The sequence below is a fragment of the Halomonas sp. SpR1 genome (assembly GCF_031010175.1).
In the GTDB taxonomy this organism is placed as follows: domain Bacteria; phylum Pseudomonadota; class Gammaproteobacteria; order Pseudomonadales; family Halomonadaceae; genus Vreelandella.
Map to the genome: position 1 here is coordinate 38788 of NZ_JAUAMB010000009.1, position 14682 is coordinate 53469.

The 14682-nt window shown below is 54.3% G+C and carries 15 protein-coding genes; 5 read left to right on the forward strand and 10 right to left on the reverse strand.

What is annotated here, in order from left to right; translation table 11 throughout:
- Positions 1–4 precede the first annotated feature (4 nt).
- The 3 genes from QT231_RS08690 to QT231_RS08700 are packed head-to-tail and all read right to left on the reverse strand — an operon-like array spanning position 5 to position 4135.
- Positions 5–763, reverse strand: coding sequence for a TlyA family RNA methyltransferase (locus tag QT231_RS08690; RefSeq protein WP_308336518.1), 759 nt, complete (start codon positions 761–763; stop codon positions 5–7).
- Positions 764–808: 45 nt separating this feature from the next.
- A complete protein-coding gene (locus tag QT231_RS08695) occupies positions 809–2881 on the reverse strand; it encodes a hypothetical protein (RefSeq protein ID WP_308336519.1) in 2073 nt (690 codons plus the stop codon).
- Between the two features lie 30 nt (positions 2882–2911).
- Entirely contained in the window at positions 2912–4135 is a 1224-nt protein-coding gene (locus QT231_RS08700) for a carboxylate--amine ligase (RefSeq protein ID WP_308336520.1), read from the reverse strand.
- 206 nt (positions 4136–4341) lie between these two features.
- Between QT231_RS08700 and QT231_RS08705 the strand changes: the two genes are divergently transcribed.
- From QT231_RS08705 to QT231_RS08715, 3 genes are all read left to right on the forward strand, one after another.
- Complete coding sequence (locus QT231_RS08705) at positions 4342–4671, forward strand: DUF1820 family protein (RefSeq protein ID WP_007113264.1); 330 nt, start codon at positions 4342–4344, stop codon at positions 4669–4671.
- An 88-nt stretch (positions 4672–4759) separates the two neighbouring features.
- The gene (locus QT231_RS08710) at positions 4760–5395 is read left to right on the forward strand and encodes a TIGR04211 family SH3 domain-containing protein (RefSeq protein WP_308336521.1); all 636 of its coding nucleotides are present in this window, start codon (positions 4760–4762) and stop codon (positions 5393–5395) included.
- 21 nt (positions 5396–5416) lie between these two features.
- Positions 5417–6052, forward strand: a complete 636-nt coding sequence (locus QT231_RS08715) for a thiopurine S-methyltransferase (RefSeq protein ID WP_308336522.1) — start codon at positions 5417–5419, stop codon at positions 6050–6052.
- Positions 6053–6102: 50 nt separating this feature from the next.
- Here the strand turns inward: QT231_RS08715 and QT231_RS08720 are convergent, their stop codons facing one another.
- Entirely contained in the window at positions 6103–6696 is a 594-nt protein-coding gene (locus QT231_RS08720) for a YajG family lipoprotein (RefSeq protein ID WP_308336523.1), read from the reverse strand.
- Positions 6697–6815: 119 nt separating this feature from the next.
- Positions 6816–7709: a DMT family transporter gene (locus QT231_RS08725; protein WP_308336524.1), complete on the reverse strand. Its 894-nt coding sequence runs from the start codon at positions 7707–7709 to the stop codon at positions 6816–6818.
- A 149-nt stretch (positions 7710–7858) separates the two neighbouring features.
- Here QT231_RS08725 and QT231_RS08730 point away from each other — a divergent pair, with 149 nt between their 5' ends.
- Entirely contained in the window at positions 7859–8476 is a 618-nt protein-coding gene (locus QT231_RS08730; protein ID WP_308336525.1) for an alpha-ketoglutarate-dependent dioxygenase AlkB, read from the forward strand.
- A 62-nt stretch (positions 8477–8538) separates the two neighbouring features.
- On the opposite strand, the gene QT231_RS08735 is transcribed toward QT231_RS08730, so the two are convergent.
- The 4 genes from QT231_RS08735 to cysP are packed head-to-tail and all read right to left on the reverse strand — an operon-like array spanning position 8539 to position 12348.
- The gene (locus QT231_RS08735; RefSeq protein ID WP_308336526.1) at positions 8539–9633 is read right to left on the reverse strand and encodes a TOBE-like domain-containing protein; all 1095 of its coding nucleotides are present in this window, start codon (positions 9631–9633) and stop codon (positions 8539–8541) included.
- Complete coding sequence (gene cysW, locus QT231_RS08740; protein ID WP_308336527.1) at positions 9630–10457, reverse strand: sulfate ABC transporter permease subunit CysW; 828 nt, start codon at positions 10455–10457, stop codon at positions 9630–9632. The genes QT231_RS08735 and cysW overlap by 4 nt, the downstream gene beginning before the upstream one ends.
- Positions 10457–11311 carry a sulfate ABC transporter permease subunit CysT gene (gene cysT, locus QT231_RS08745; RefSeq protein WP_308336528.1) on the reverse strand — a complete coding sequence of 285 codons (855 nt, stop codon included), beginning with the start codon at positions 11309–11311 and terminating at the stop codon, positions 10457–10459. Before cysT ends, cysW begins: the two co-directional genes overlap by 1 nt.
- 26 nt (positions 11312–11337) lie before the next feature.
- A complete protein-coding gene (gene cysP / locus QT231_RS08750; protein ID WP_308336529.1) occupies positions 11338–12348 on the reverse strand; it encodes a thiosulfate ABC transporter substrate-binding protein CysP in 1011 nt (336 codons plus the stop codon).
- Between the two features lie 279 nt (positions 12349–12627).
- Between cysP and rpe the strand changes: the two genes are divergently transcribed.
- Positions 12628–13320, forward strand: a complete 693-nt coding sequence (rpe, locus tag QT231_RS08755; RefSeq protein ID WP_308336530.1) for a ribulose-phosphate 3-epimerase — start codon at positions 12628–12630, stop codon at positions 13318–13320.
- A 13-nt stretch (positions 13321–13333) separates the two neighbouring features.
- On the opposite strand, the gene QT231_RS08760 is transcribed toward rpe, so the two are convergent.
- Complete coding sequence (locus QT231_RS08760; RefSeq protein WP_308336531.1) at positions 13334–14632, reverse strand: NAD(P)/FAD-dependent oxidoreductase; 1299 nt, start codon at positions 14630–14632, stop codon at positions 13334–13336.
- Positions 14633–14682: the final 50 nt, after the last annotated feature.

The following is a 14682-nucleotide window of genomic DNA, read 5'->3' on the forward strand; positions in this document are numbered from 1 at the left end:
TTTTTCAAGCCTCTTTTACTGCGTGCAGGAGAAATTCGCGGTTGCCGTCGCCGCCGGTGATCGGGCTCTCCTGCCAGTGGTGAATGGTCAGACCGCAGGTGTCGCAGGCGCTGCGAATATTGGTTTCCACTTCCGCAAAACGCTTCGCGTCGCGTACTACGCCGCGTTTATCCAGGGCACCAGGCGTTAGCTCAAACTGCGGTTTCACCAGCGAAATCAACTGACCGCCCGGTGGGAGCAGGGCGGCAATCTCGGGCAGAATCAGCGTTTGAGAGATAAATGAAACGTCCATAATGGCGCTATCAATGGGCTGAATGGAAAGCACGCTTTTGAGGGCTTCGCTGCGACTCATGGAGCGTGCATTTAACCCCTCCAGGCAGGTGATTCGAGGATCTTCGCGCAGTTCAGCTGTCAACTGCCCGTGGCCAACCTCGACGCCAATAACATGGCGAGCGCCAAAACGCAGCGCGCAGTCGCTGAAGCCGCCGGTTGATTGACCAATATCGAGTACACCCGCACCATCAAAACGCAGTTCAAGTGAAGTGAGCACCGCCTCTAGCTTCAACCCCGCCCGGGACACATAGCGCTCTTCGGGATCATCTTCTACTTCAAAATGGGTATCTTCAGGCCATTTTTCGGATGCTTTGATTAAGGGGGGGCCTCCATCGGCAAGACGTATCCGTTTGTGGCGAATAAGTCTTTGCGCGCGGGTACGCGAAGTGGCCAGCCCCTGGCTGACCAACAGTTGATCGAGTCGCATCATAGTCGTTGAAAATGTCGTGGTTAAAAGTGTCGTTAAGAGGGCCTGTTACCCTTCGTCTGGGGGCGCATTGGGTAGTGGTGAATTGGTTAGGGAAGAATTGGATCCTTGATCCGCCTGAAGCTCGGTAGGCGGTAAGCGTGAAGCTCCCCAGCTACGGTGTAGGTAATGTTTAACATTCTCCACCTCTTGGCTGGTGACATCGGCGATGTCAACGCGCTCCAGAGGATCGTAATGATAAATATACAGCCGGGATGCAAAGCGATCGAAAGGCAGCGATGCCTCGCCAAAGCGTTCTCCATTGCCTGAGGTGCTCACGATAACCCCGTTGCCCCAATCCTGACCGCTATCATTGTTGGGATTATAGAAGTAAATCCGCATCACATCAGATGGGTCGAGAGATGCCCGCAAAATGGTGATCGCGTGCCAACCGATAAATCGCGCTGCGCTATCGGTGACCGCAATTCCCGCCGGTTGAGGGTGAATCAGCGGCTGGTTGCCATTGTAATAGGGGTGATAATAAGCGAAAAAATGGCGTATGAAATCATCCACATTACTTAGTTGACCGGTGGCGACATCGACATTGATGCGAAAACCACGACCCGACCACCAACCGTGAAATTCAGGGTTTACCCAGCGGTGGGGGTCGCCTTCACGGCCAATGCAGCGCCGGCCCATTTCAGCATAAATGCGATCCAGGTGCGGTACGACAATCAGCGAAACTGGGTCGAGGTCGATGGGCAACTGGGTCGCTACACCAGAGAGACTTGCCATGGATGAGATGGCTTGCCCCTCGAAATGCATAACGATTTCGTCATCGCGAGCTGCCCATGCCACCATCTGCAGCAGGTAGTCTGGGTCGTTGTACGCCCACATGGAGAGCGCCCGTGCTGACTGGCAAGTGGGATTGTTGCCCTGGCCAACGCCCAGCGGCAGTCCCAGCATGCAGAGCACGCCTTCAATTAAACGTGCGCGGGGAGAAACGGTATCGCCATAGGCCAGGGTGAGCCGCGACTGCGCCCACTCGGAAAGCGGCAGGTTTAGTTGACGCCACATGGCGGGGGCCACCGGCGGCTGATAAAGAATGCCGCGCTCAAGCATTAGGGCGAGGCCGTAGACGGCTTGCGCGGTGGCAGGATAAACGCCACCACGTATAAGTGCCTGCACTAACTCGCGGTAGCAGAGTAAACAGTCGCGACCGGTAGATGAAAGCCCTAGCGACTCGGAGAGTAGGTGATCACCCTCTTCGAGTAGATGGCGTAACAGCACGGCGTGATATGGAGATACCAGGCCGGTGTCATGCATCGCCCGGGCAAAGCCGGTAGATTCAGCCTGCAGGGCAGCCTGATCCATATGCTCCAAGCGATCACGGTAAACATCTACGCCAGGATCTTCGCGACAGGCCTGGGTAGGCCCGTACAGTGAGCTAACCAGCCGGTCGGCGCCTTGGCCGCTAGCACCCAGATCAATCTCCGGATTAGCCTGACATAGCGCAATTTGGGTGATCATCTGTTTGATCGAATCAACCTGAATAGGGCGCTGTTTTAAAATGCGCCAAATCTCATCAATCAGGCGATCAACGATATGCTCGTAGCCGATTCGTTCAGCTAAATGCTGGAAAAGCTGGCGGGGAATGGTCGCCAGGCGTCCTTGGGTTTCCCGCTCTGCCTCGCTGGGTGGCAGGAACAGTAGCCACAAATTAATCGCCATTACCTGCGTCAGGTAGTGGTGGGCATGCTCTGCGGAAACCAGCGGGTGCTCAAAATTGCCTTTAGCGACAGCGAGTAGCCGCAGCTCGCTTAATGCCTCAATGACGACCACATTGGCATCCGCGCTTTTCAGCGAGAAGGTGGTCAGGGTCGGCACCAGATATTGGGGCGTTTCCCAGTCGGAGCCTAAAAACACACCAGCGTCCTCAAACGCTTGCGCGCGGGACTCGAGTGCTTCACAGCCGCCATCCTGAAGCAGTACCCGACGCGCAGTATCCATCACACGCGGCAGCTTGGCGGGTTTTGAAAAGTCGGGCGCCTGGGTGAGCAGGCGCACGGCTTCGTCAAAGTTGCTCAATAATCCATCGAGCTTGCTATCTTCTTGAGAAGACGTCACTTGATCTGTCTCCACGGTGACTCCTTATCCCAGCGTTAGCGGGGATTATACATAGAAGTCGAGATCTTCTTGGCGTTTTAGCAGATCGCGAATAGTATGCGCATCCTCGCCTTTAAAGTAGATCAGACCCCAGTGAGTACCAAACGCGGTGCGTTTAGTAACGGTTTCTTCTACGGGTGAGGTTAGCTCATGAGACTCAAAATAGGGGTGATCTTCGGTCTCTTCGGGAATTTCCAAGCGGCTGACCACACGACGGCGTGGGTAAACGCCAAAGCAACCGGCAAAGCCATTGGCATCGACCACTTCTTTCGGGAAGAAGTTGGCGACTTCTTCTTTCGTGGTTTTTGGATCGAATACCAGCATTGATGCCTGGTAAGCATTAAAGCCATAAACACGCTCGAGCAGTTCAAATACCTTAAAGCCAGGCGGACGGTAAGCCACTTCCCCAAAGTACATCTCACCATCGCTGGTGACAAAGTATTCTGGATGGATCAAACCAAACTCAATGTCGAACGCTTTAATGAGCTTCTCAATCTGTTGAGTGATCTGCTCGCGGTAAATCTCAAGCTCGGGGGAGGCGGGCACAAATACTGAGTAACCCAGCGTCACGTATTCAGAAATGTTCAAGAAGGCGATTTTGCCATCGTGAATCCAGGCTTCAACGGCAAATTCCCAGCCATCCAGGTGCGATTCCATCAGCACCGGGAACTCTTCATCGGGGATGGTATCGACTTCATCAGGTGTGCGAATAACGCGGTGGCCAAGGCAGCCCGCTTTATCAAACGCTTTAAGGTGAATCGGGTCGTTGGGATCGCCGTCCAGCTTGAGCAGTGTCTGGTTAACGCGCTTCAGGAAGCGCACCACATCGTCTTTATCGTGGGCTTCTTCAAAAATACCCACGCGGATGCCGCCTAGTTGGGCACGACGCTTCATCAACGCCTTGTCGCGTAGCAGTAACGACTGGCCATAAAGGCGCGGGTTATCCAGCAGTACTGAGTTGATAGCACCAGCCCACTCAACGGTCTCTTCATAAAGTGGAATGGCGACATCAACGCCTTTCTCTTTGAGTGTCTCGGCAATTTCCATAGAGCGGTCATTGAGTCGCTCGAAATTCCAAGGCACGTAGGGAATGTCATGTTTTTGGCAATACTCTTCCGCCCAATCAGGTGCAACGACAATGTAGCGACGGTCAAAATTTTCGGCCGCTTCAATCGCATTGAGACTCCAGCCTAGCAGGGCAATGTAGCCCTTATTGGGATCTTTCTGCATGTTGATGACTCCTACTTGGTAAATAAGCATTATTGCCAAACCACGCTTACTACCTTACACGAGGGGGGCAGGCGCGGCTAATGAGCACGTTATCCGTCGTCTTAACGCTAAGCTTACTAAGGGTTTAGCCTTAAGGCGCAGCGTCAGGAATATGGTAAGCTTGGCGGTTCAACTTAATGTACGAATGGCAAGAGGATTAGGCCAAGATGGCGGCCAAGCCGATCTACCGTGTGGTGGTTCACCAGCAGGGTGAAATTTGGGATTTATACGTCCGAGAGATCTTTCAAAGCGAACTCTGGGGCTTTATTGAAGTCGAGGAGTTTGTCTTTGACGATGCTTCACGGGTAGTGGTCGACCCTGCAACTGAAAAATTGCAACGAACCTTCGATGGTGTCAAGCGTAGCTATCTACCGTTAAATGCGATTGTGCGCATTGATGAAGTGGAGCGCGAAGGGCCATTGAAGGCGGTCAAAACCGATGCCCGGGTAGCAGAGTTCCCCCGTCCCTTCCCGTTGCCTCCGCGCGGAGAAGGGTAAGCGTATGAGACAAGCGCACCGCTAAGTTAGGCGATAAGCGCTGTTGGCTTCGTCCGCCTCGCAGCGTTTTTAATCAGGACATGATGTCATGCTAGTAAACAGAACTCGTTATCGAAATTACGCCGCTGCGGCTGGTCTGTTACTCACTGTTACCAGCTTCAATGCCACTGCCCAGTCCGCTAATCAAGCGTGGGTGACCGATGAGTTGAGCACCTATGTGCGTAGCGGCCCCACCGATGGGTACCGCATCATTGGTACGCTTAACGCAGGTGAGCAGGTGGAGGTGCTGGAAACCAGCGGTGACTACACCCGTGTGCGCAACAGCGAGGGTAATGCGGTCTGGGTGTTGAGCAACGAACTGCAAGAAACGCCTAGTGCGGTTGAACAGCTACCCGCGTTAGAAGCTCAGGTCGAGGAGCTCACCGCTGAGCTTGAAGGTATCAATGAAACCTGGGAGCAGCGTACGGCCTCAATGACGGAGACTCTAGAGTTGCGCGAGCGTCGCATTGCCGAGCTTGAGGCCAGCAATCAAGAGCTGGATGCGCAAGCAGAGCAGTCCCGCCGGCAAGTGAGGACGCTCCAAGCGCGCCTGGAAACGCAGGAAGAAGACCTGCTGATGCGCTACTTTATGTACGGCGGCGGCGTGGCTGGCGCGGGTTTATTGGTGGGGCTGATTGTGCCGCACCTACCCCGTCGGCGTAAAAAGCGTGACCGTTGGTTCTAACCACCTCAAGGCAGCCGAACAATGAGCGATCAATGGCGCAAGCGTTGGCAAGAAGGGCGCATTGGCTTTCACTTGCAGCAGGCGCACCCGGCACTGCTGCGCCATTGGGCATCCCTTGGCGTTGCTAATCGCCGCACCAAGGTGCTTGTGCCGCTGTGCGGTAAAAGCCTTGATATGCGCTGGCTGGCGGATGAAGGGTATCCAGTGCTGGGCATTGAGTTTGCCCCAGAGGCCATTGAGCAGTTTTTGGCCCAGCGCAGCGCGCCAGTTTCCCGTTACCGTCAGGCAGGGTTTACGATTTCCCGCCAGGGCAGTGTGGAATTATGGTGCGGAGATTTTTTTCACCTGCATATCCAGCAGGCCGCCGAGATAGGCGCTTTCTATGATCGCGCCTCGCTAATAGCGCTGCCGCCAGCCACACGGCAGCGCTATGCGTTTCACCTTGCGCAGTTAGTGCCGCCGGGCGCTAAAGGCCTGCTGATTAGCCTGTCGCATCCCGATGGTGCTGCGGGGCCACCTTATAGCGTTCCCGCAAGCGAAATAGAGAGCCTGTTCACTGCCAATTTCTCGCTAACGTTTCTGGAAGAAGGCACGCCCGATGAGCGTGGCCGGACGGAGAGCGTATGGGCACTGGAACGACGAGGGCCACGTCTATAGAAGATTAAAGACGCGGCCCTTGTGTGTATGCTGCTATGAAAAAGAGTGATCTAGCGTGCGAGTAAACGGCCCAGTTCCGGGTCGCTAAAGACGCGGTTCAAACCATCGCTAACCAGGTCACTTAGCATACGTGTGTTGCTATCAGCATCGGGTTTAAGGGCGTAGCCTTGGGTGCGGCGTGATGTATAGGTGCCGGTATAAGTGGTGCCCTTATTTTGAGCAATAGCGCGGAAAACACCTTCAAGGCGCGCTTCATCGACCAGCGGCTGGCCACTGTCGCCACGAGCGTAGTTCAGGCTGGCAAGTTCCAGCGTCAAGCTCGGGCGGCCCTGGGCCTGCTCGGTGGTAGGGCTAAAGCCCATATCCCGCACAGCGCGCTCGGCCTCTTCCTGTAAACGCGGAATCAACTCGTGGCTGCTCACGGTAATATGCGCTGTCGACATACCGCCGCCTGCTCGGTTGCCAATAATGTCGCTCTCGCGGCCATCCTGGGCGATCACCGTGACCTGCTGGCCTGAGCCTACCTGCGGCACCTGCGCGCTGCGCTGTGGGCTGAGCTGTAAGTATTGGGGGCTGGCGCAACCGGCAAGCCACGCGCTGGCAAGCAGTACACCTGAAATCCGTAAAAAGTGACGCCGAAGCATGGTCTTCCTCCGCTATGGCTAAAACGCCAGTATAACGCGGGTGACGCGTTGACGGTATGTTCAGTGCTTGTTTTGCGCTACGCCACTGTGATGGTTAAAGAGTGACGCTAACGGGTGCCTTAGGCTGCTTTTTTTGAATCGGGCCCCACTATTAGCCAGACTGACAGTAAAACGATCAATGAGCCAAGTAAAAATTCGCTGGAAATTGTTTCATCGAGAACTAAAAAAACCCACAACACAGCGAAGGGCGGCACTAAGAAGGTCACGGTGAGCGACCGTAATGGCCCAATGTCGGCGACCAGTCGAAAATAAAGAATATAAGCGAGGGAGGTACATAAAAAGCCGACGGCTAGCAGACTGATCCACACGTCACCTTGAAACCAGTCTATGCTGGGGCCAGTTGATATGTTCCAAAGCAATAAGGGGCTAAGGAAAGCGGTAGCGCCTATTTGACTGCCAAACGCAACAAGCGTTGAATCCAGGCCGCCCTGTTGGGTTATCCACTTTCGGGTAAGAAAACCAGCAAAGCCGTAACCGATAGTGGCGATGAGGCAAGCAGTCACGCCAATATAGATGTTGCCATCAATATTTGAATCACCCACAGTGGTAATAACCGAAATGCCGATAATGCCCAGCGTTACGCCCAGCCATTTTTTTATAGTCAAACTTTCGCTAAAGATAAAAAAGCCGATCATGGCACCGGTTAAAGGTGTTGTCGCATTTAAAATCGCTGAATAGCCAGCCGGTAGTAATGTGGCTGCGATACTGTACATCAGAAAGGGAATTCCTGAGTTAATGGCTCCCAAAATCAAAATTTTGCCGAGTTTGCCTCTGAACTCCAGGGTCTTACGTATGACCAAGATGATGATGGTCAAACCAATTAGGCCAAAAAAGACCCTAAAAAATGCTGTGTTGATGGGGCCAATTGCCGGTGAGGCGATTCTCATAAAAAGAAAGCTTGCTCCCCAGATAGCGGCTAGTGACAGTAGCCGTAGATAGTCTATTGCTCTCATTTTATGTCCCTTTTCAACGTTTCCTCTTAGCCGACAGGCACCAGCCAAGCCCTGGGGATTTCCCCATAGCGCTCAGTATTGCTCCCCTGTTAGTGTGAGAAAAACCCGTTTCTTGCTGTCTTTGTCGTGAGTATAAAATAGGCGTTGCTATGACACATACCGATCTGTTTGAAAATGACGATATGAAGCTGATTAATTTGCTTCCACGGGATGGCGAGGTCTACTACCACGGCAAAATTGTGGACACAGTCACTGCCGATATGTATTTAGCTAAGTGTCTAAGCGAACTAAGCTGGGAGCATGATCGCGCCTTTATTTATGGCAAAGAGATCGTTACTAAACGCAAGATAGCCTGGTATGCGGATAAGCCGCTTTCCTATACTTACTCTGGGTATACCAAGATAGCGTTGGTATGGCCGGACTTTTTGCGTGAGCTTAAACAAGTGTTAGAGAGCCACTGTGGCGAGGTGTTTAATTCTTGCCTGTGTAATTTTTATAGCTCGGGTGAGGAGGGCATGAGCTGGCACAGCGATGCCGAAAAAGACCTTGTCGAAAATGGGATCATCGGGGCGTTGAGTTTAGGTGGGGAGAGGAAATTTTCGTTTAAACATAGACAAACAGGGGAGAGTGTTTCGCTTATTTTAGAGCACGGTAGCCTGTTGATTATGAAAGGCATCACACAGAAGAATTGGTTACATAGCCTGCCTAAAACCAAGAAAGATGTTGAGCCGCGGGTGAGCCTCACCTTTAGGCAGATGCGCTTTTGAGCTTACCCGGTGAAACGTTAATGCTAACTGCCCCGCTTGGGGCAGCCAGCGCTTCTATAGCGTTATGCTACGCGGCTTTGTTCCGCCGCTTTCGTTTCTACTTTAGGGAAACGCCGCCAGTGGCGGGGGTGGGCGAATAAGCGTTGCCCCCGGCGTAGTGACAAGTGTTCAAAGTCAGTATGGCGCACGGTAGCAAGCCAAGGCTGGGCCAGCCAATCTGCTTCCAGCTCCACGCGTACCTCGGCGCCCACCGGTGAGATCGCGGTGATAGTAACCGGTAGGTGACTCTCAGCGGTGGGCTGCTCGGTTAGCCGCACTTCATGGGGGCGTAACAGCAGCTCTTCATGGCCATCGGGTAGATCCACGTGCCAATAGGCGTCCCCGCAGGTGAGGACGCCGTTGGCTACTTTGCCTTCCAGGTGATTCACATCGCCTAAAAACTCGAACACAAAGCGGTTTTTGGGCTCCCTGTAGAGCTCATCGGGAGTATCAATTTGCTCAATACGGCCGTTGCTCATTACCACGACGCGATCGGAAAGCTCCAGCGCTTCTTCCTGATCGTGAGTGACAAAGACGCTGGTGAAATTGAACTCGTCATGCAGGTGGCGTAGCCAGCGGCGTAGCTCTTGGCGCACTTTGGCATCAAGAGCGCCAAAGGGTTCGTCAAGGAGCAGTACTTCCGGCTCTACGGCCAGGGCGCGAGCCAGCGACACTCGCTGCTGCTGGCCGCCGGAAAGCTGAGCCGGGTAGCGATTGGCCAGGTGCTCAAGCTTAACCATCTCTAGTAGCCTAAACACCTTGGCGCGAATTTCACCGCTGCTGGGGCGGCTTTTGCGCGGCAGCACGGTCAGCCCAAAGGCTACGTTGTCGTAAACACTCATATGGCGGAACAGCGCGTAGTGCTGGAAAACAAAGCCAATGCGACGATCGCGAACATGCACATTGGTCACGTCGCGGTCACCAAACAGAATTTTTCCTGGCTGGTTCGAGTGGTCGGCATTTTCCAGGCCCGCGATAATTCGCAGCAGGGTGGTTTTGCCCGAGCCAGAAGGGCCGAGTAGACCTACCAACTCACCTTCGTGAATATCCAGATTGATCGGCTCTAACGCCTGAGTTTTGCCAAAGTGTTTGGCGATATTGTGTAAGTGAATGCTCATGCAAATGCCTCCCGGCGCGCTGCGCGCCATTCCAGCCCGGCCTTGGCGGCGAGCGTCAGTAGGGCAATCAATGCGAGTAGGGCCGCGCAGGCAAACGCCCCTACGGCGTTATAATCCTGGTAAAGCTGCTCAAGGTGCAGTGGTAGCGTATTGGTCTTGCCGCGTATAGCGCCGGAAACCACAGAGACAGCACCAAACTCCCCCACCGCACGGGCGTTGGTAAGGATAACGCCGTACAGCAGCGCCCAGCGGATATTGGGCAGCGTCACGCGGCGGAAGGTCGTCCAGCCGGAGGCACCCAGCGTTACGGCCGCTTCCTCTTCACGGGAGCCTTGCGCCTGCATCAACGGAATCAATTCGCGGGCAACAAAGGGGCAGGTAACAAAGATGGTCACCATTAGAATGCCCGGCCAGGAGAACATTAGCTGGATATCGTAGCTATCCAGCCATCCGCCAATCCAGCCGTTGCGGCCGTATAGCAGGAGGTAGATAAGACCAGCCACAACGGGCGATACCGCAAAAGGAATATCGATCAGCGTTTGCAGAATGCGTCGGCCAGGAAAGCTGAACCGCGTGACCAACCACGCCAGGGCAACGCCAAACACCAAACACACTGGGATAGTTAATAGTGCAATCACCAGCGTTAAACCAATCGCGTGCAGGGTAAAGGTGTTACTCACGTTGGCCCAGAAGACCATAACGCCCTGGGAGAATGCCTGAGCAAAAATGGCCACCAGCGGCAACAGCAAAAACAGTGCTGATAGCACCAACGCGGTACCTATCAGCAAGCGCCGGATAAGCGGCGCATCACCAATTCGACGCATTACCCCTTACCTCCATGCAGGCGACGTACAAAACGCCCTTGCCAAATATTAATCGCCAGCAGCAGGGCCAAGGAGACAAACAGCACTACCGAGGCAATCGCCGATGCCCCGGCATAGTCATACTCTTGCAGTTTGACGAAAATCATCAGCGCGGTGATCTCCGTTTCATAAGGCATATTGCCAGCGATAAAGATAATCGCGCCAAATTCACCCAGTGAACGCACAAATGCCAGCCCGGTTCCGGTCACCAGGGCAGGCCAAATGTGTGGCAGGATCACCCGGCGAAAGGCGACGCCGTCGGTCGCGCCCAGCGCCATGGCCGCTTCATCGACTTCGGCTGGCATATCTTCCAGCACTGGCTGCACCGTACGCACCACAAAAGGAATACTGGTAAAAGCCATTGCCAGCGCAATGCCTACCCAGGTGTAGGCGACCTGAAAACCTAGTGGTTCCAGCAAGCCGCCCATCCAGCCGCTGCCGGCATAGAGGGTTGCCAGCGTGATGCCCGCCACGGCGGTAGGTAATGCGAAGGGGAGATCCATCAGTGCATCTAGCAGGCGCTTACCAGGGAACTCATAGCGCACTAGCACCCATGCCAGCAGTAAACCAAATATGGCGTTGATGATCGCCGCTACGGCCGCCGCGCCAATGGTGACCATGTAGCTGGCGACTACGCGCCCTTCGGTAATGATCGCCCAGTATTCGGCGAAGCTAAGCTCGGCTAATTGGCCAAACAGGCCGGTAATCGGCAAGAGCAGCACCAGCGAGATGAACAGCACGCTGATACCCATAGAAAGGCCAAAACCCGGCAGCACACGGGTACTGCCGGTTCGCCAAGAGGCAAGTTGACTCATAGTTCAGACTGACTCATGAGTGAATATCAGCGGCGCTGTAACTGGTCGAGAAGGGCGCCACCCTCGAAGTGAGTCTTCATAGCTTCATCCCAGCTACCAAACACCTCATCCACTTCAAGCAGTTCGGTTTCGGGGAACTGGTCAGCGAACTCTTCAACCACGGCCTCGTTATGCACGCGGTAGTTAAAGCCCGCAAGCAGACGCTGTGTTTCTTCGGTGTAAAGGTACTCAAGGTAGCTCTGAGCCAGGTCGCTGTTGCCGTTGCGCTCAGCATTTTCGCCCACAACGGCAACGGGGAACTCTGCCAGAATGCTCACCGGCGGCACGATTACTTCGTAGTCGTCGCTGCCATACTCGCTGCGAATATTGTTCACTTCAGACTCAAAGCTAATCAGGACATCGCCAATTTCACGTTCGATAAAACTAGTGGTCGCCCCACGGCCGCCGGTATCGAAGACGGCTACGTTGGCCAAGAAAGTGCGCATGAAGTCCTCGATTTGCTCTTCATCGCCATCGAACTCCTTCTCGGCAAAGCCCCAAGCGGCTAAGTAGGTGTAGCGGCCGTTGCCGGAGGTCTTCGGGTTAGGGAAGACCATTTTTACATCTTTTTTTACCAGGTCGTCCCAGTTTTCGATGCCTTTTGGGTTGCCTTTTCGCACTAAGAAGGCGGTGGTGGAGTAGTAGGGCGAGGCGTTGTTATCAAAGGCATCCTGCCAATCCTCGGCCACCAATCCAGCATCAGCCAGCACCTGGACGTCGGTCACCTGGTTAAAGGTCACCACATCGGCGCGAAGGCCTTGAAGAATGGCACGGGCCTGGGCGGAAGAGCCGCCATGGGACTGGCTAATTTCGATCTTCTCGCCGTGCTCTTCCTGCCACCAGGCCTGAAACTCGGGATTGATCGCCGCAAATAGCTCCCGTGCGATATCGTAGGATGAGTTGAGCAGTTCCCGCTCCTGGGCAGCGGCGGTACCACTAACCGTAACGCCTAGTGCAATGGCAACCAGGCTGCGGCGGAAAATTGTGGGCAGTGCCATAGAGAAACTCCTTAAAACAGTAAGCGCAAAATATCGCTAAATAGTAGTGTCACAATATTGGCAAGGTTAAATCTATCAATGTGGAATTACAATCATGTTTTATATTCTATTTAAGAATATGCGTGTGACGACATGTCCAGCCAAGGGTATGTGGCCGATAAGTGGTTCTGCTAAGCAGCTCTGATAAGATAGGCGCCTGGCTTTGCTCACTTGCCTGCGTACTTGTAGGTATATCGAGTGACTACCCTACGTCTACTGATGAATAACCAGGAATGGAATATGACCGCTGCGCATGATTTCTTAATTGCTCCCTCGATTTTATCGGCTGACTTTGCCCGGCTAGGTGAGGAAGTGGATAACGTGCTGGCTGCAGGCGCGGATGTGGTGCATTTCGACGTAATGGATAACCACTATGTGCCCAACCTCACGATTGGCCCCATGGTGTGCAAAGCACTGCGTAAGCACGGCGTTACGGCGCCTATTGATGTGCATTTAATGGTTAAGCCGGTAGATCGCATGATCAGCGACTTTATCGAAGCGGGCGCCAGCTACATTACCTTTCACCCGGAGGCGTCTGAGCACATCGATCGCTCACTCCAGCTCATTCGTGATGGCGGCTGTAAAGCCGGCCTGGTGTTTAATCCGGCCACGCCGCTCTCCTATCTCGACTATGTGATGGATAAAGTCGATATGGTGCTGCTAATGAGCGTTAACCCAGGTTTTGGCGGGCAATCCTTCATCCCCGGCACACTGGATAAGCTTCGCGAAGCGCGGGCGCGCATTGACGCCTCAGCATTTGAGATACGCCTGGAGATCGACGGTGGGGTGAAAGTGGATAATATTGCCGAGATCGCTGCTGCGGGCGCCGATACCTTTGTGGCGGGATCCGCCATTTTTAGCGCCCACCAAGCCAGCGATCCACACGGCTATGACACGGTAATCAAGCATATGCGGGATGCGCTGGCCAAGTAAACGTCAGTGTTGTTTAGTGAAGTTTCATGCGCGGCTTTAAGTAACGATTAAGCTTATCGACGAGCCATGCCAGCCCCGTCTTCGGCGCCCCATGAATAGAGAGCTGGTGCATGCGGTAGAGCGATGCATAGGCTTGGCGAGCCAGCCAGCCCTCTAAAAACAGCCCTTTGGAGGCGGAGCTGCGCATTAAATTACCCACCGCATCGTAGCGAGCCAGCGATACCAACGAACCGTGATCGCGGTATCGGAAATCGGCGAGTGGTTTGCCTTCCAGTTGTTTGGCCAGGTTTTTGGCGAGTAGCTTAGCCTGCTGGTGAGCGGCCTGGGCGCGAGGTGGCACGGTGCTATCCTCGCCCATAGGGCAGCTGGCGCAGTCGCCCAGGGCAAAAATCTTCTCATCATCGACGCTTTGCAGGGTTCTGTTGACTTCAATTTGGTTTTTCTTATTCGTCGTTAGACCTAGCTCAGCCAAAAACGGAGGTGCTTTGATCCCCGCTGCCCAGACGTTGATATCGGTTTTGATCACTTCATCGTCACCAGTGACCAACTGGTACTCTTGAGCCTCTTTCACGGCGGTATCGGTGTGTACCGTCACGCCCATTTCCTCAAGCTCTGTTTTAACCGTTTGACTGACCCGTTCCGAGAGCCCCGGCAGCAAGCGGGGGGCTGCTTCTAGCAAGTGCACACTGATTTGCTGGTTATCCAGCGCCGTCACTCCATAGGCATTGAGCATGCGCGAAGCGTCAAACAATTCGGCCGCAAGCTCTACGCCCGTGGCGCCACCGCCCACAATACCAATGGTCAACTGAGTATGCTGGCGCAGGTTTGGATCGGTATAGCGCAAAAAGGTATTGATCATATCGCGCTGGAACGCCTTGGCCTGCTCGGGGGAATCAATGAAGTGGCAGTACTCCGCTACGCCGGGCGTGCCGAAATCGTTGGAGACGCTGCCTATCGCCATGACCAGATAGTCATAGGCAAGCTCCCGGGCGGGTAGCACTTCGTATCCATCTTCGTCGTGGATAGGGGATAATTGGAGCATCTTCTGCTCGCGATTGATGCCGGTGAGCGAGCCGCGCTGAAAGCGATAGAAGTGCGCCGATGAGTGCCCGCGAAGATCCACCTCGTCCATGCTGGAGTTCAGCACGCCAGTCGCCAGTTCGTGGAGCAGCGGTTTCCATACATGGGTGGTATTGCGATCCAGCAGCACAATTTCTGCGCGTTTTCGCTTACCTAAGGTGCGACCTAAACGTGTAGCGAGGGCTAAACCACCTGCGCCGGCGCCGACAATCACGATTCTGGGAGTGGGCATATCACTACCTCTTTAACTAAATTAGCCCCAGCATAGAAGGTTCTGGCGCT